Annotated in this window: 11 protein-coding genes; 4 read left to right on the top strand and 7 right to left on the bottom strand. The window is 73.7% G+C overall.

Annotated features, from left to right (window positions below):
- The first annotated feature begins 427 nt into the window (after positions 1-427).
- From POL25_RS11560 to POL25_RS11550, 3 genes are read left to right on the top strand one after another with little or no spacing between them, the layout of a single operon-like run.
- Positions 428-4,897, top strand: a complete 4,470-nt coding sequence (locus POL25_RS11560; RefSeq protein ID WP_272086019.1) for a type I polyketide synthase — start codon at positions 428-430, stop codon at positions 4,895-4,897.
- On the top strand, positions 4,894-8,250 hold the full coding sequence (locus POL25_RS11555) for a non-ribosomal peptide synthetase (RefSeq protein WP_272086018.1): 3,357 nt from the start codon (positions 4,894-4,896) through the stop codon (positions 8,248-8,250). The genes POL25_RS11560 and POL25_RS11555 overlap by 4 nt, the downstream gene beginning before the upstream one ends.
- 18 nt (positions 8,251-8,268) lie before the next feature.
- Positions 8,269-9,204 carry a thioesterase domain-containing protein gene (locus POL25_RS11550; protein ID WP_272086017.1) on the top strand — a complete coding sequence of 312 codons (936 nt, stop codon included), beginning with the start codon at positions 8,269-8,271 and terminating at the stop codon, positions 9,202-9,204.
- A 310-nt stretch (positions 9,205-9,514) separates the two neighbouring features.
- Here POL25_RS11550 and POL25_RS11545 read toward each other — a convergent pair whose 3' ends face one another.
- The 4 genes from POL25_RS11545 to POL25_RS11530 all read right to left on the bottom strand — a co-directional run bounded on the left by POL25_RS11545 (position 9,515) and on the right by POL25_RS11530 (position 13,337).
- Positions 9,515-10,069, bottom strand: a complete 555-nt coding sequence (locus POL25_RS11545; protein ID WP_272086016.1) for a hypothetical protein — start codon at positions 10,067-10,069, stop codon at positions 9,515-9,517.
- Positions 10,070-10,102: 33 nt separating this feature from the next.
- Positions 10,103-11,173 (bottom strand): RNA polymerase sigma factor, encoded by a 1,071-nt coding sequence (locus tag POL25_RS11540; protein WP_272086015.1) that lies wholly within the window; start codon positions 11,171-11,173, stop codon positions 10,103-10,105.
- 39 nt (positions 11,174-11,212) lie between these two features.
- Positions 11,213-12,436 carry a hypothetical protein gene (locus POL25_RS11535; RefSeq protein WP_272086014.1) on the bottom strand — a complete coding sequence of 408 codons (1,224 nt, stop codon included), beginning with the start codon at positions 12,434-12,436 and terminating at the stop codon, positions 11,213-11,215.
- A gap of 106 nt (positions 12,437-12,542) precedes the next feature.
- Entirely contained in the window at positions 12,543-13,337 is a 795-nt protein-coding gene (locus POL25_RS11530; RefSeq protein WP_272086013.1) for a hypothetical protein, read from the bottom strand.
- Between the two features lie 124 nt (positions 13,338-13,461).
- On the opposite strand from POL25_RS11530, the gene POL25_RS11525 reads away from it, so the two are divergent.
- On the top strand, positions 13,462-13,845 hold the full coding sequence (locus tag POL25_RS11525; protein WP_272086012.1) for a hypothetical protein: 384 nt from the start codon (positions 13,462-13,464) through the stop codon (positions 13,843-13,845).
- 19 nt (positions 13,846-13,864) lie between these two features.
- Here the strand turns inward: POL25_RS11525 and POL25_RS11520 are convergent, their stop codons facing one another.
- The 3 genes from POL25_RS11520 to POL25_RS11510 all read right to left on the bottom strand — a co-directional run bounded on the left by POL25_RS11520 (position 13,865) and on the right by POL25_RS11510 (position 17,210).
- Positions 13,865-14,635: an SDR family NAD(P)-dependent oxidoreductase gene (locus tag POL25_RS11520; RefSeq protein ID WP_272086011.1), complete on the bottom strand. Its 771-nt coding sequence runs from the start codon at positions 14,633-14,635 to the stop codon at positions 13,865-13,867.
- A gap of 14 nt (positions 14,636-14,649) precedes the next feature.
- A complete protein-coding gene (locus POL25_RS11515; RefSeq protein ID WP_272086010.1) occupies positions 14,650-15,948 on the bottom strand; it encodes a family 1 glycosylhydrolase in 1,299 nt (432 codons plus the stop codon).
- A 227-nt stretch (positions 15,949-16,175) separates the two neighbouring features.
- The gene (locus POL25_RS11510; protein WP_272086009.1) at positions 16,176-17,210 is read right to left on the bottom strand and encodes a TOMM precursor leader peptide-binding protein; all 1,035 of its coding nucleotides are present in this window, start codon (positions 17,208-17,210) and stop codon (positions 16,176-16,178) included.
- Between the last annotated feature and the right edge of the window lie 6 nt (positions 17,211-17,216).

The following is a 17,216-nucleotide window of genomic DNA, read 5'->3' as shown; positions in this document are numbered from 1 at the left end:
GTGGACGGGTTGCGCGGTCCGCGAGGCGTCAGGGGCTCGATGAGCCTGCAAGAGCGCATGCGACTGCCCGGGCTGCAATCGCAATTGATCGCGGACCGGCCGGCACTGTTCCGATGCCGCCGACACGCGCCCGTCGCGGAGACGAATCTGCAAGAGAGACGCTTTTGTCTCGAGCGGACGATCTGGCGGCGCCCGAACTCCGAGCGTATGCGACATCTTTTGAAGGTAAAGGCGCCCCGCGGAGGCACCCGGGCGCATTCGGTATCGCGGTCACTCGGCGGGCCGGAGCGGGATGAATTATCGAGGTCCGCCGGCGCGCCCGTGACGCGACGTTCTTCGGCAGCGGCGAGAGCGACCGGCGTGGAGATCGATGGCCCGGACTGGTTCGCTCGGTCGAGCGCCTGCGTGGTGGAGAGCGAGGTGGCAGGTGCGATCGTCTGACGAGGTGCGGCGATGGTTGGCGGGGACGGTCGCGGAGCTCCTCGGCGAGCCGGCGCGGCGGATCGACGCGCGCGCGAGCTTCCGCAGCCATGGGCTCGACTCGGCGGCCGCGGCGATCCTGGCGACCAAGCTGTCGGCGTGGATCGGCCTTCAGGTGCCGCTGACGGCGCTGTGGGAGCACCCGAGCATCGTCGAGCTGGCGGCCCACGTGGTCAGTGAGGCGCGGCCGCAGGCCCTGGCGGCCCGGGTGGTGGCGGGCGACGAGCCGGTGGCGATCGTCGGGCTCGCGTGCCGTTTTCCGGGCGGGGCGAGCTCGCCCGGGTCGCTGTGGCGGCTGCTGTGCGACGGCGTCGACGCCATCGCACCGATCCCGCCGGGCCGCCTCGACCTCGACGCGCTGGCGCGGCTCGAGGCGGCGACCGGCGAAGCCACGGCGCGCGAGGGCGGGTTCCTCGGCGCGGTCGACGGCTTCGACCCGCTGTTCTTCGGCCTCTCGCCGCGCGAGGCGGCCCTCAGCGATCCGCAGCAGCGGGTGATGCTCGAGCTGGCCTGGGAGGCGCTCGAGGACGCGGGCGTGGCTGCGGGCTCGCTGGTGGGCTCGCCGACCGGGGTGTTCGTCGGCGCGCTGTGGCACGATTTTGCGTCGCTGCTGGCGCGCGCGGGGCTGGCGGCGATCGAGCAGCACACGGCGACGGGCCTGAGCCACGCGGTGATCGCCAACCGGATCTCGTACGCGCTCGGGCTCGAGGGGCCGAGCATGGCGGTCGACACCGCGTGCTCGGCCTCGCTGGTCGCGGTGCACCTGGCCTGCGAGAGCCTGCGCCGCGGCGAGTCGACGCTGGCGCTCGCGGGCGGGGTCAACCTGATCCTCGCGCCGGACAGCATGGTGCAGATGGCTCGGTTCGGGGCGCGCAGCCCGACCGGGCGGTGCCGCAGCTTCGACGCCGCCGGCGACGGCTATGTGCGCGCCGAGGGGGCCGGGCTGGTCGCGCTCGAGCCGCTCGGACGGGCGCTGGCGGCGGGGCGGCGGATCTACGGGCTCGTGCGCGGCAGCGCGATCAACAACGACGGCCGCAGCAACGGGCTCACGGCCCCGAACCCGCGGGCGCAGCGGGCGGTGCTGGCGGCCGCGTGCGCGCGAGCAGGCGTCGAGCCGGCGTCGGTCGACTACGTCGAGGCCCACGGGACCGGGACGCGCCTCGGCGACCCGATCGAGGCGTCGGCGCTGGCGGCGGTCTACGGCCCCGGGCGCGCGCGGCCGCTGCGGATCGGCTCGATCAAGACCAATGTCGGCCACACCGAGGCGGCCGCCGGGATCGCGGGGCTGATGAAGACGGCGCTGGCGCTGCACCACCGGGTGCTGCCGGCGAGCCTGCACTTTCGCACGCCCAACCCCGACATCGACTTCACGGCGCTGAAGCTGGCGGTGCAGGACCGCCGCGAAGCGTGGCCCGAGAGCGACGGCCCGGCCCGCGCCGGGGTGAGCTCGTTCGGGTTCGGCGGGACGAATGCCCACGCGCTGCTCGAGGCGCCGCCGCGGCCGCTGCGGGTCGTGGCGTTGGCGGCGGCCAGCGCGGCGGAGCGGGTCGCGCTGGCCGGCGAGGCGGCGGTGCGGCTGGCGAACGGAGGGGAGATCGATCGACCGAGCGACGCACCGTTTCGGCTGGCGATCGTCGGGCCCGGCGCGGCGGCGATGGGCGAAGGATTGGCGGCGTTCGGGCGCGGGGAGGCGGCGCCGGGGCTGTGGATCGGCGAGGCGGTGCCCCGGCGGCCGGTGCTGGTGTTCTCCGGGCAGGGCGGGCAGTGGCTCGGGATGGGCCGGGCGCTGCTGGCCGACTCGCCGGCGGCGCGGGCGGTCCTGCTGGCCTGCGATCGCCTGGTCGCGGCGGAGGTCGGGTGGTCGCTGCTCGACGAGCTGTGGGCGCCGCCGCAGGCGTCGCGGCTGCGCGAGGCCGATGTCGTGCAGCCGCTGCTGTTCGCGGTGCAGGTGGCGATCGCGGCGGCCTGGCAGGCGCAGGGCGTGGTGCCGCGGGCGATCGTCGGGCACAGCGCCGGCGAGGTCGCGGCAGCCCACGTCGCCGGCGTGCTCGACCTCGCCGACGCGGTCCGGGTGATCTGCCTGCGCGGGCGGTTGACCCGGCGGATCGCCGGCCGCGGGGGCGTGATGCTCGTCGAGCGCGCGGCGGCCGAGGTCGAGGCGCTGCTGGTGGACCACGCGGGCGTCACGATCGCGGCGCACAACAGCCCGCAAGCGACGGTGGTGTCGGGCGATCGCGCGGCGCTCGAGCGGCTGGCGGAGGCGTGCCGGCGGTCGGAGATCGGGTGCGCCATGGTCGAGGCGGCCTACGCGGCCCACGGTCCGCAGGTCGAGCCGCTGCTCGCCGAGATGGTCGCGGGGCTCGACGGCGTCGTCGCCATGCCGACGCAGGTGCCGCTGATCTCGACGGTCACCGGCGCGGCGATCGACGGACGCGCGCTCGGGCCGACCTACTGGGCCCGCAACCTGCGCGCGCCGGTGGCGTTCGCGGCCGCCGTCGAGGGGCTGGCGCGCGCCGGCGCCGACCTGTTCCTCGAGACAGGTCCGCACCCGGTGCTGGTGCCGTCGCTGCAGCAGTGCCTGGCGGGCGCGGGGCAGGGCGGGCGCGCGATCGCTTCGATGCGCCGCGACGGGCCCGGAGCCGGCGCGCTGACGGCGGCGGCGGCGGAGCTGTGGACGCTCGGGGTCCGGATCGCCGCGGTCGAGGGCCGGGAGGCGGCCGGCGACGAGGCGCCGCGGCTGGTGCCCGTGTCGGCGCACTCGCGCGAGGCGCTGCGCGAGCGGGTGGCGGGGCTGGTGGCGGCGCTGACGGAATCGGCGGCGCCGGGCCTCGACGACCTGGGCCACACCGCGGCGCTCGGGCGCGATCACCTGGCGCACCGGGTCGCGGTGGTGGCCGATACGACGGAGGGGCTGCGCGAGCGCCTGGCGGGGGCGCTGGCGAGCGGCGCCGACGCGGGCGCGCCGGTCGAGCGCCCGCCGCGGATCGCTCTGGTGTTCCCGGGCCAGGGGGGCGCGTGGGCGGGCATGGGCCGCGAGCTGCTGGCGAGCGAGCCGGCGTTCCGTCGGGCGCTGTACGCCTGCGACGCGGCGATCGAGCGCCACGCGGGCTTCTCGGTCGCCGAGGCGCTGCTCCGCGGCGAGGCGACGGACGAGGCGGCGCGGCTGCAGCCGCTGCTGTTCGCGGTGCAGGTCGCGCTGGCGCGCACGTGGGCGGCCTACGGGGTCGAGCCGGTCGCGGTCGTCGGCCACAGCATGGGCGAGGTCGCGGCGGCGCACGTCGCCGGGGCGCTGGGGCTCGACGAGGCGGCGCGGCTGATCGTGCGGCGCAGCCGGCAGATCGGCGCGCTCGTGGGCCGCGGGACGATGGCGCTGGTCGAGGCGACGCCGGCGACGCTCGAGCCGGCGCTGGCCCGCTACCCGGGGCGCGTGAGCGTGGCGGCCCGCAACAGCCCGCGCAGCTTTTTGCTGGCCGGGGAGGCCGCGGCGCTGGCGGCGATCGTCGCCGAGTTCCAGGCGGCCGGGGCGTTCGCGCGACTCACCGGCCTGCCGTTCCCGATCCACTGCGCGCTGTCGCGGCCGATCGCCGGCGCGCTGGCCCAGGACCTCGCCGGCATCACCCCGCGGTGCGGCCAGATCCCGATCTACTCGACCCTGCTCGGGCGCCCGATCGACGGCGCCGAGATGGACGCCGACTACTGGCTGCGCCACGCGCTCGAACCGGTGCGCTTCCACGAGCAGACGCGCGCGCTGCTGGACGACGGCGTCGATGTGCTGCTCGAGGTCGGCCCGCACCCGGTGCTCGCGCACGCCTGCGAGCAGACGATCGCCGAGCACGGCGCGCCGGCGCTGGTGCTGGCGTCGCTGCGCCGCGGCGGCGGGCGAGCGCACCTGCTCGAGGTGCTCGCGCGGCTGTACCAGCGCGGGCTCGCGGTCGCGTGGCCGGCCGTGCTGCCGCGCGGAGGATCGATCGTGTCGTTGCCGACCTATCCGTTCCAGCGCCGGCGGCTGTGGCCCGCGGCGCTCGCGGGCGGGGCGATCGAAGTGGGACCGACGGGCGCGGAGGCGCCGGCGCAGACCGAGCTGGCGGCGCTGGCGGCGGCGCTGGGGGCGAAGCCCTCGACGCCGCAGATCGAGCAGTTCTTGCGAGCCGTGGCGGGCGAGCTGCTGGCGCTGTCGCCGTCGGCGCTGTCGCCGACGCTGTCGCTGCGGCGGCTCGGGCTCGACTCGCTGGGGGCGATGCGGCTCGCCAACCGCGTGCGCGAGGCGCTGCGGGTCGAGGCGCCGGCGCCGTTGTTCCTGGCGGACCGCAGCCTCGCCGCGCTGGCGCTGGCGCTCGCCGAGCGGGCGGCGCAGGGGCGCGGGCGGGTGGCGTCGGCGGGCGAGCTGGCGGCGGCGATGGAGGAGGAGGGGCTGTGAGCACGGCGACGCTGATCGGAGGTCTGGTGGAGCGCGGGGTCCGGCTGTGGGCCGACGGCGAGCAGCTGCGGCTGCGCGCCGAGCCGGGGGTGGTGACGCCTGCCGACCGCGAGGCGCTGCGGGCCGCCAAGGCCGAGGTGCTGGCGCTGCTGGCCGGGCGGGTGGCGACGCCGATGTCGAGCGTGCAGCGGCGGCTGTGGTTCTTGACGCGCTTCGACACCACGCGGCCGGCGTACCTGGTGACGCAGGCGTACGGGCTGCGCGGGCCGGTCGACGCCGACGCGCTGGCGCGGGCGCTGGCGCGGGTGGTCGCGCGGCACGAGGCGCTGCGGGCGACCTTCGCCGAGCTCGATGGTTATCCGGTGCAGCTGGTGCTGCCGACGTGGGCGCCGGCGCTGATGCGGCTGCGCCTCGAAGCGACGGCCGACGACGCCGCGATCGCGGACGCGGCCCGGGACGCGTTGTGCCGGCCGTTCGCGCTCGACCAGGCCCCGCCGGTGCGCGCGTGCCTGATCGCCTGCGGGCCGGAGCGATCGATCCTGGCGCTCGGGTTTCACCACCTCGTGATCGACGGCGCCTCGCTGGCGCTGCTGGCCGGCGAGCTCGGGCCGCTCTACGCCGCCGAGCTCGCGCATGCGCCGATCACGTCGCCGGCGCCGAACCTCGGCCTCGCCGACTTCGTCGCCTGGGAGCGGCGGGTCCACGCGGCCGCCGACCCGCTCGAGTTCTGGCGCGCGCAGCTGGCCGGGCTGCCGATGGTCGAGCTGCCGCAGGACCACTCGCGGCCGCCGCTGCAGCGCTATCGCGGCCGCCAGCTCGGGTTCAGCCTGCCCGGCGACGTCGCCCACGCGCTGCAGCAGGCGGCCGCCGACGCCGGGGTCACCCGCTTCGCCGCGCTGCTCGCGGTGTTCCTGGTGACGCTGCAGCGGCTGTGCCGGGCGCGCGACCTGGTGGTCGGCACGCCGCACGCCAACCGCGACGACCGCGGCGTCGAGTCGCTGATCGGCTGCCTGGTCAGCACGGTGGTGCTGCGCGTCGAGGTGGCGCGCGGGCTGTCGTTCCACGAGCTGCTGCGCCGGGTCGACGCCTGCTGCCGCGACGCGTTCGCCCACAAGGATGTCGCGTTCGAGCGGTTGGTCGAGCTGTCGGGGCAGCCGCGCGACCCGGCTCGCACGCCGCTGTTCTCGCTGTTCTTCGGCGCGCAGGGCCCCGCGGACCCGCCGCGGCTGCCCGCGGTGACGGCCGAGGCGTGGCCGTTCGACCCGGAGGTCGCGACCTTCGACCTCGAGTGCCAGTTCGTCACCGGCCCGGGCGGCACGCGCGGGACGCTGACCTACACGACCGACCTGTTCGAGGCGGCGTTCGCGACCCGCTTCGCCGAGGCGTTCGTCCAGCTGGCGGCGGGCCTGGCCGCCGCGCCGACGGCCTCCGTCGACGCCGCGCCGATGCTCGACGAGCTGCGCGCCCGCGAGGTCGTGCTGGCCTACAACCGCACCGAGGCGCCGTTCCCCCGCGAGGCCACGCTGCCGCAGCGGGTGCGCGAGCAGGCCGCGCGCACGCCGGAGGCGCCGGCGGTGACGCACGCCGGGCGGACGTGGTCCTATCGCCAACTGGCGGCGCGCGTCGAGGCGATCGCGGCGGGGCTCGGCGAGCGCGGCGTCGGCCCGGGGCAGATCGTCGCGGTGCTGGGCGAGCGCTCCCCAGAGCTGCTGTGCGCGCTGCTGGGGGTGCTCGCGGCCGGCGCGGCCTACCTGCCGCTCGACCCCGCGTTCCCCGAGGCGCGCCTGCGCTTCATGATCGAGGACAGCGGCGCGACGCTGGTGATCCGCGACACCGAAGCGCGCGCGGTGCCCGGCGAGGTGCCGAGCGTGCTCGTCTCGGCGCTGACGGACGTGCCACCTGGTGCGTCGGCGATCCGGCGCGGCGGCCCCGAGGACCCCGCGTACGTGCTTTACACCTCGGGCTCGACCGGCAAGCCGAAGGGCGTGGTGGTCCGCCACCGCAACCTCGTCGCCTGCCTGTCGGCGATGGCGCGCGCGCCGGGGATCGCCGCCGACGACGTCCTGCTGTCGGTGACGACCTGGGGCTTCGACATCGCCGCGCTCGAGCTCTTCCTCCCGCTGACGCACGGGGCCCGGCTGGTGCTGGCCGACACCGCGGACCTGGCCGACGGCGCGCGCCTGCAGGCGCTGCTGGCCGCGGAGGCGGTCACGGTGATGCAGGCGACGCCGGCCACCTGGTCGCTGCTGCAGGCGTCCGGGTGGCCGGGCGACCGCCGCTTGCGGGCGCTGTGCGGCGGGGAGCACCCGCCGCGCGGGCTGGTCGACTGGCTGGCGCCCCGCTGCGCCGAGCTGTGGAACCTGTACGGGCCGACCGAGACGACCATCTGGTCGACGCGGGCCCGCCTCGCGCCTGGCGAGCCGATCACGCTCGGGCGGCCGATCGAGAACACGCAGGTGTTCGTGCTCGACCCCGAGGGCCAGCCGCTCGGAGCGGGCGCGCCGGGCGAGCTGTGGATCGCCGGCGAGGGCGTGGCCGCCGGTTATCTCGGGCGCCCGGAGCTGACCGCCGAGCGATTCGTCGACCACAACCCCGCCGGCCTGCTGCCGGCGCCGGTCCGCTGCTACCGCACCGGCGACCTGGTGCGCCTGCGCGACGACGGCCAGCTCGAGTTCCTCGGGCGCCTCGACGAGCAGGTGAAGATCCGCGGCCACCGCATCGAGATCGGCGAGATCGAGCACGCGCTGGCCCGCCACCCCGCGGTCCACGAGGCCGCCGTCGCGGTCCGCCCGGGACCCGACGGCGAGCGGCAATTGGTGGCGTTCGTGTGCGCCGCGAGCGGCCAATCGGTGCGGACCACCGAGCTGCTCGAGTCGCTGCGCCGCAGCCTGCCCGCGTACATGCTGCCCGCGCGGGTGGTGGTGCTGCCGGAGCTGCCGCGCACGCCGAACGGCAAGCTGCACCGCCAGGCGCTGCAGACGGCCCGGATCGCCCAGGCCGAGGCGTCGGCCCGCCATACGCCGCCGGCGGACGCCGTCGAGGTCGCGGTCGCCGGGCTGTTCGCGGAGCTGCTGCCCGGCTGCGCGCCGGGCCGCGACGATGATTTTTTCGCGCTCGGCGGGCACTCGCTGCTGGCCGCGCGCCTGCTGTTCGCGGTCAAGCAGCGGCACGGCGCCGCGCTGACGCTGACGGCGCTGTTTCAGGCGCCGACGGTCGCCGGCCTGGCGAGCGCCATCAAGCTGGCGCAGCTGCGGGCCGCGGCCGCGACCGGAGATCTCGAAGCGCTGACGGCGATGCTCGCCGGGCTGCGCGAGGAGGAGGCGCGCGACCTGCTCGCGCGCCTCGATGCGTGAGGACAAAAAGGTACGAGCATGGACCAATCATTAACCGCCACCAAACAGGACCTGCTGCGCGCGCTGATCAAGAACCGCGAGCAGACGACCGCGCGCGCGCTCGACGAGGTGCCCGCCAACATCGTGCAGTTCAAGCAGGGCGCGCCCGGCGGGCCGGCGCTGTTCTTCTTCCCGGCGACCGACGGCGGCGCGTCGTATTTCCGCTACCTCGCGCCGCACCTGCCGGAATCGGTGTCGCTGTACGGCTGCCAGGCGCCGGGCTTCGACGAGGAGCGCGAGCCGTTCGGCTCGGTCGAGGAGATCGCGGCGTACAACCTCCGCCACGTCCGCGCGATCCAGCCGCACGGGCCGTACTACATCGGCGGCTTCTGCATGGGCGGCCTGCCGTCGTACGAGCTCGCTTGCCGGCTGCAGGCCGAGGGCGAGGAGGTCGCGCTGCTGCTCAACGTGATGCCGGTGTTCCTGCGCCCTTGGGCCTGCCTGCCCGGCACCGACGCCCTGCAGCTGCGCGCGATCGAGGACCACCTCTTCATCTTCGAGCGCATGCTCGGGATCCACGTGGTGCTGCCCATGGACCAGATCCGGGCGCTGCCCGAGGCGGAGCGCTACGCGTTCGTCACCGCCTTCATGCGCGACGCCGGCTTCCTCGCCAGCCCGGCCGAGCAGCACCTCTTCATGCACCGCATGAAGATGTACGAGGCGGGCCTGCGGGCGATGCTCGGCTACAAGCCGGCGCGCACGTTCCAGGGCGAGATCGAGGTGATCGTGGTCGGCAAGCCCGACCGCGGCGAGCTCGCGCTCGACCTCAACACTTCGTACACGTGCGCGCTGCGCAGCACGCCGCCCGAGCAGGTCCGCTATCACCCGCTCGACGCCGACTCGGCGGCGATGTTCAGCGGCAGCGAGCCCGACAGCGGCCTCATCGCCCGCCGCATGGGCGACTTCCTGCGCTGAGCAGACGCGGACGACGTCGCGGCCGAGAGCGGGACCCGCCCGCCGCTCGGCCGCGAATCATAAGAGGGCGAGGCTCGCCGCCGGGAATGCGAATCACGGGAGGGCGAGGCTCGCCGTGAACGCGAGGGTGCTCGAGGCCGTGGGCCCTGGCATGATCGAGACGGTGTTTTTCACCTCCGAGGCCAACCTCGGTCCACGCGGCGCACACGTTCATCGCGCGCGCGTTCGCAGGAAGGATGGAATCACCTCGGCCTCCGCGGAGGCCGAGGTCGAGCTGTCCGTCGCTCCGGTGATATCACCCCGACTCCCATCATTCGCACTGGTCGGCCCCGTGGTCGCACCAGTTGAGCGGCTCGGCCAGGCAGACGTGGGCGCAGCCGTTGCAGTCGAAATCGCCGCCGAACGACAGCCCGAGCTGGCTGCAGAACGGCCGCTCCGGCTCGTCGCATTCGCTGTCGACCCCGCCGATCTCGCCGCTCGGCGTGCACGGCTTGTAGCATTCGCCGGCCTGGGTCGCCTCCTGGCAGCCCCAATCGTCGCACACGAAGTCGCCCGGCTCGCACTCGCGCTCGTACGACGGATCGGCCGTCGTGCTGCCGGTCCCGGTCGACGCGTCGGTGCCGCTGCCGTCGGTGCTGGCGTCGGTGCCGCTGCCGTCAGTGCTAGCGTCGGTGCCGCTGCCGTCGGTGCCCGCGTCGGTGCTGTTCCCGGTCGTCGCCTCGGAGGTGGTCTCGCTGTCGGTGCTCGTCGCGTCGTCGCCGTCGGTCGGGTTGCCGCCGATCTTCTGATCGACAAGGCAGGCCGGGGCCGAGGCGAGGGTGAGCAGCGCGAGGGTTGTTAGTGAAAAGCGGGTGAGAGAGTCCATGTCCACCACTTGCCCGGCTCGTCGGTCCGTCCGTCACCGGGTGCAGCGATAATTTTCGTGGCGGCGGGCGATCGACGACGCGGGGTATCCGGCGAGCAGCTCGCGCGCGGCCGCCTCGGCGGCTTCGACTTGACCCTGGCGGCACATCGCGCCGATGCGTGCGGCCTCGCGGGCGTCGGCGAGCGCGCCGCGCGGGAACTCGCGCGCGTGCTGGGCGAGCAGCTCGAGCGCCCGCGGCGGGTCGGCGGCGGCGAGCCGGGCCTGGTCGAGCAGCGCGACCTCGCGGGCGAGCGCGTCGGGCCCGGGCGCCGGCGCGGCCGCGGGGGCCGGCGCGGCCGCGAGGACCGGCGTCGGGGTCGGGTCCGGCAGCGCCGGGGCGGGAGCCGGCGGGCTGCGGACGAGCGCGACGACCAGCGCGCCGCCGGCCACGACGAGCGTGGTCGCAAAACCAGCCCGCGCCGTGAGCCACGCGCCGAGGCCGACGCTCGCGGCCGGCTTGCCGAGCAGCGGCAGCACGAGCGCCCACGTCCGCTGCTCGGCCTCCGCCGGCGGCGCCTCGCGCTCGCGGGCGGCGGCGACCCGGGCGGCCAGCTCCTGCGGCTCGACGAGCGCCTGCAACTGGCCCCGCGCCAGGCGCAGCCGCGAGTACACGGTGTTGAGCGGCTGCCCGAGCTCGGCCGCGACCTCGGGCCCGCTCATGCCGAGCAGCTCGACCATCTCGAACACGACGCGGGTGCCGGGGCCGAGCCGGTCGAGCAGGTGATCGAGGTGGTGAGCGGCGTCGAGGCGCTGCTGCGGCGACTCGGGCGGCGGGGGCAAGATCCGCAGCGCCTCGACCCTGCGGGCCCGCCGCGACGCGCCGCGCCGGTAGTGGGCGGCGACCCTGCGGGTGACGCCATACAGCCACGCCCGCGGCGAGACCTCGTAATGCAGCTGATCGAAGCGGCGGTAGGCGGTCAGAAACACCTCCTGGACCGCGTCGTCGACCGCCTCGGCGGCGACCCCGAAGCGCCGCGCCGACGCCCACACGAACTCGAACTCGCGCCGGTAGATCGCGCGGAACTCGCGGGTGCGCTGCGGGTCGGTGTGGCGGGCCGCGGACATGCTGTTCCGGATAGATTGCCCGGCTCGCGCGGCGATCCGTCACCGCGGATCGCCGAGCCGCACCTCGACCCCGACGAGCAGCCGGCCGGTCACCGGGGCGGGCGCGAACAGCCGCACGGCCGGGCCCGGATCGCGCACCTGAAAGTCCGGACCGACGATCGCCCCGGCGAGCTGCAGGGCCCCCGTCAGGCTCCAGCGCGCGCCGAGCCGCACCGCGACGCCGGCGCCGGCGACCACCGCCAGCCACAGGCCGGTGGTCGTGCGCGCGTCGGGTACGCCGCGCGCTTCTCCGCGCATGCCGCCGAGCTCGAGCCCGCCGCACACCGGCGCCTCGACCCGCCCGCGCCCCAGCCGCGCGCAGCCCTGGACCGACGCGGCCGCCAGCGAGGCCCGTAGCTGGCCCTGGGCGCGGTCGGCGGTCCGCGGGGCGAGCCAGACGCCCTGGACCTCCAACCGCGCTCGCCGCCACAACAGGCCCGCCGCCAGGCCGACCGCGCCGGTCATCCCGGGCAGCGCGCCGTACTCCGGCCCGCCCTGGACGCGCACGAAGCCCCCGAGCGCGGGCCGCCGCGCCGGCTCGGCTGGCGGCGCGAGCGGCTCCACGGGCTCCAGGGCGCGCTCCTCGACGGTCCCTGGCACCACCGGCGGCGGCGCGGGCTCCCAGGCGGCCGCGGGCGGGTCGTCCGGCGCGGGCGGGCCGGAGGGCGTGATGTCCTCGACGGCCTCCGCGGGGGTCGCCAGCGCGCCCGCGGGCTGGCCCGCCGGCTCCCTGCCCGGCGGGGTCGCTCCCGGCTCACTGCCCGCCGGGGTCGCTGCCGGGTGGCCGCCCGCCGGGGTCACTATCGACGGCTTGCCGCGCGGCCGGGCGCCCGCGGGCCCCGGCACCGCGGGCGCCTGCCCGACCCCCGGGTCCCCGGGCGCCCGGGCAGCGACCGCGGACGCGACGAGCACGGCGGTCGCGTCGGTCAGCGCGGCGCAGGTCGCCGCGGTCAGCGTCCGCCGCTCCTCGGGCCCGCCCGCGCGCAGGCGCAGCGCCAGGCGGTACAGCGGCGGGGTCGCGTGGACCGTGACGACACCGTCGACGCCGAGCTCGCCGGGCCGCAGCGATCGACCGAGCCGGGTCTCGATCGCCCGCAGCAGCGCGCCGCGATCCGGACACGACGCCGGTGCGCGCCACTCGATCGCGGCGCCGCTCGCGGGCGGCAACGGTTCGGGCACCTGGGCGGCGGCCAGCAAGCCCGCGAAGAGCGATCGCAGCGGCATGACGGGGCCCGCGACGGTACCACGCCCGCCGCCGAACGAAGCAGCCCTCGCGGGCCGAACCGCGATTCGCTCGATTCGCCCGCTCGATCCAAGATCTACAGCGGGATCATGGACTCGGTTCGAAGATGGACTCCCCGAAGGTCGCGGTCGGGAACATCTTCGGCAACGCGAACTTCATCCGTGCGAACGTCGGGTCACGGCGGTTCAGGTAGGCGAGCTGCCAATGGTGGAAGCCCCGTGCCCTGTAGGCGAGCTCGACGTACTGCGCGAGTGTCAGCTTCATATCGACGAGCCACGGGTCTTGCTCTTGCTGAAGGAGCCACACCTGGTCGCTCAAGGCGCCCGAAGCATCCTTTTGGATCAAGGCGACCAGGCCCCAATGGTACTCGAAGGGGTAGAACGCGCCGACGTCGACCGGCTGCCCATCGATCTTGCAGTATTGCAGCGCACCCTTGTAACCAGCGTCTGGCGCGCGGTTTTCGAGAATCATCGACCCGATGTCGAGATAGGCCATGTCTCCACTCAAGAGCTCGTCCAAAAAGCTGAAGCTGTAGCCCTGGTCGAGATAGTTCGACCTGATCCACGCGTCGGCTTCCAGCGCGCGCGCCAGAGCCGAATCAGGAACGAGATGCCATGAGATCTTCACCCGCGACAGGTTCGTCAAGTACGCGTGAAGACCGTCGGTCAGGTGAATCGACCAATCCGCGATCTCGAACGCGAGCGCCTCCGCATCCGGCGCCACCACCACGGGGCGGGTGCGCATCTGAATTCCCTCAGATGGAATCGTCCTGATCAGGTCGCTGTAGCGCGCGTACACTGTCATGGCGTTTATCGTAGCGTCGGAGCTCCACCCGCTGTCAACAGAAATCGCGGACAATCCATCGGCGAGCGCGTTCTTCATCAGAATAGCCGGGGCGAGGGCGACTCTCGCGGGTGCATCGCGCTCGCTTGCGCAGCGTCGGCGCTCCGTGGCAGGATGCCGGCGCGCGAGGACGGTGGTCCTCGTTCGCGACCCCAGGAAATTCATGAGCTGGCACATCCACGTCTATCCAGTCCAGGTCAAGACCGATTATCACGACCTGCCCGATCAGGAGCAGCGAGACGCCTACATCGAGAATGCTGCAGGGCTGCCGAAGTTCTCGGACGACCAACTGGCGATGATTCGCAAGCACCTCGGACGCCGGAAATACAGCGAGACGGGGTCGGGGCGGTTCTCCAACGAAGACGAGGACGCGGAAGCCCTGCTCACCGCCAACGGTCTGTTCTTCACCGGGCATGGCGAGTCGGGGACGATGGAGGTCTCGATGACCGCCTCCGAGTTTGCGAGCGACTACTTCATGAAGGGTAACTTCACCGTGCACGACATCCAGAATGAGACCTGGGAGCCCGCCGAGCCGAAGCCCCATTGAGCGCACCTCGTCCTCGCGATCACAGGCGCGCGAGCCGGCCGCCATCGACGACGACCGCGGTTCCTCGCACGAACGCCGCCTCCGGGGCGGCCAGGAACGCGATGGCGGCGGCGATGTCCTCGGGCCGGCCCACCTCGGAGCGATCGATCCGCTCGACGCCGGACTTCACATTGGGGTTCTCCCACAGCATCGGCGTGTCGATCGCCCCGGGCAGGACGGCGTTGACGCGGATCCCCCGCGGCTTGCCCTCGATCGCTGCGCTGCGCGTCAGCGACACCAGGGCCGCCTTGGCCGCCGCGTACGGGGCGACATGCGGCTCGGTCTCGCGGGCGTGGATGCTCGACACGTTGACGATCGCCCCGCCCGGCTTCATGTGCACGAGGCCCTGCTGAATGAAGAAGAACGCGCCCATCAAGTCGACGCCGAGCACGCGCGCCCAGTCGGCGCCGGTCAGGTCGATGAACGGCTTGAAGGTCATCAGGCCCGCGTTGTTGACGATCACGTCGACGGCGCCGAAGCGGTCGAGCGCCTGACGCATGCACGCATCGACCTGCTCGGCCTTGCCCACGTCGCACGTGACGCCGAACGCCTCGGGGGCCCCCGCGGCGACGAGCGCCTCGGCGGCGGACCTCGCGGCCTCCCCGTGCATGTCGGCGAGCACCAGCCTGGCCCCCTCGGCGGCGAGCCGGCGGGCCGCGGCGAGGCCGATGCCGCTGGCGCCACCGGTCACGATCGCGGCCTTGCCGGCGAAGCGGCGGCTGGGTGGAGAGCTCTCGGGCGCGTCAGGCATGTCCGGCTCCTGGTTCACGATGGATCGTTCGACGGCGCGTGTTGGTAGCGTCGCTCGCGGCTGCGCGCGCTGGCGACGAGGTCGCGCGTGGAAGCGTCGTCGTGCTGGCTCGGCGGGCGCACGGGCAGGCCGAGCACGACGCTCTGCGTCGGCAGGACCTCGCGCCACTCCGCGATCAACTGCCGGTAGACCTCGCCGACCGGGCGCAGCTTGCGGTCGAGGTCGCACAGGCCCAGCGGGTTGACGCGTCCGTTGTCCTCGCGCAGCGCGGTGTCCCAGTCGACCTGGTCGACGAGCGAATACCAGGTGAAGCCGACGATCGGCAGGCCGTCGTTGCGCACGCGCAGGACGTTGGCCCACTGCTTCCGCAGCCACCGGATCGGCTCGTTCTTGTCCGGACCCTCCATGAGGTTGGTCTCGGTGTGCATGATCGGCAGGCGGTAGCGGTCATAGTACTGACCCGTGATGACCGCATAGCCGAAGATCTCGCCGGACGCCTCGGTCGTGCCGTCGGGGTGGACCAAATGCTCGTTCGTCGTATAATAGTCGTTACCCATCACGCAGTGGTGCTTGAGCCCGCCGGTGAGGAAGAAGTGGTACTCGTCGCGCGTCAAGCCGTTGTCGAACAGATACTCGTACATCGTAGAATTGACGCGGTGCCCGTAGTTCAAGTCGAGCGACAGGAACCGCACCGCGTTGAGGGTCTCCGCCGGATGGATCGCCGCGGGGTTCTGGGCGTGGTAATACTCGCTGGACTCGCTCTGGATGAAGATCGCGTCGGGCCGCACCTCGAGGATCCGGCCCATCGCCAGCACGTTGGCCTTGACGATGTGCTTGAGCGCCGTCACGAACGCCCGGTCCGTCTTCAACTGCTCGTTCCACCAGCCGTACTTGGCCGAGAACAGGGCGCAGATGTACATCTCGTTGATGGGCGTGTAGAGCTGGACCCACGGGAACCGCTCGGCGAACGCGCGGGCATAGTCGGCGAACAGCGCCGGGAATTCGGGGTTCTGGTAGTCGCCGAGCCAATCCGGCACGCCGAAGTGGCAGAGGTCGGTGATCGGGAGGATGTCCCGCCGGCGCAGCTCGGCGAAGGTCTCGTCGGCGAATTCCCAGTCGTACCTGCCCGGGCCGAGCCAGGTCCGGTAGATGGGCGGGCCGTACCGCAAGTAGCGGATCTCGCACTCGTCCACGAGGTCGAAGTCGCGCCGCCAGAGCTCGTAATGCCGGCACTTCGCCATCTCGTCGACCCTGCGGCCGCCGACCGTCGGGCAGCTGTTCTCGATGCCGGTGGCGAACATGAAGTAGATCATGGCGACAGGCGCTTCCCGTCACCGTGGCGCGGGCCCGGGCGCGCGCAACATTCGCAGCGCCCTCGACTGCTCACATTCGCCGCCGCAGCGTATGCACACAGAGCGCCAGGCCGCTCGGTCGCGCGGGTCCGCAGCCGGCGCGTGCACAGGAACGCCGCGCGCTCGCTCTCTTCGTGCGCGGCGTCTGCTCGGTCGGCGTGACGGGGCTCGCCTCCGCAGGCGACCGATCAGGGTCGTTCGCCGCAGACGCGACACCACGGCAATCGCACCAGCGTGTGGATCGACGCCTCGAGGGTGGCGAGCTGCTGGACCAGCATGCGTCCGCCGATCCTCGGGAGGGTGTACTCGGTGATCGCCTTGACCGCCTCGATGGCGACCAGGTGCCCGAGCAGCTGTGCCGCCGCGTCGGCACAGACAGGGGAGGATGGGCCGGGGACGGGTGTGCGGGGAGGCTGCAACACCTCGGTCAGTGCGCACAGCGGGCAGGCGGTCTTCCCCGGCGCCACCAGCGGGCCGAGGATCGCCGTCTCACCGTCGAGGTGTGACCACAGGGACGGCGTCCCGCTGCGGTGGGCGAACCTCGCCACGCGCTCCATTCGTACGAGGTCGTCCGGACGGATCGCCACGATGATGAGATCCCACGATCCAGGGGTCCCGGCGGCCGGCGTCGCCTCGAGCGCCGCGAGCGAGCTGTCCTCGATCCGGCACCACGGTGCGCGCTCCCGCAGCAACGCCGCCATAACCTCCCGCCGCGTGGCCCCGAGGACCGCCTCGCCGCGCCCCCGCAGGGCCGTGAGGTCGCGTGGGCCCAGCTCGCCGTCGTCGACCAGGTGCAGCCCGGCGATCCCGGCCGCGGACAGCTCGGCGGCCGCCGACGCCCCCCAGGGCTCGAGGCCGATCACCAGCACTCGAGCGGCTGCCAATCGCTCGAGCGTCCGCTTCGGGGTCACGGACCACTTGCCGAGAAACTCCTGCTGCCCGCGTAGGCGCCCGGGGAACGTCGCGGCGTCGTTCACCGCCTCGATCAGGCCGTGGTTCTGCAACAGATCGAGGAACGCGCCCACGCTCGGCCGCGAATAGCCGCTGAGCGCGTGAAACAACGCCTCGCGATCGCGCGACCCATCGAGCAGAGGGATCATGAGCTCGAGGAATGCGACCATATCAGGGCCGGTGATCTGGAAGGTGCCGAGATCCGAGCGGAGGATGACCCCCTCGCCCGTCTGTGTCATGCTGGCCGAGCGGCTGAGACGAATGTTGGGCACGACGTT

Origin of the sequence: Nannocystis bainbridge, from assembly GCF_028368995.1 — a bacterium.
Lineage (GTDB): Bacteria > Myxococcota_A > Polyangia > Nannocystales > Nannocystaceae > Nannocystis > Nannocystis bainbridge.
The sequence above is the reverse complement of the archived record's forward strand: the minus strand, read 5'-3'. Positions and strand labels throughout refer to the sequence as shown.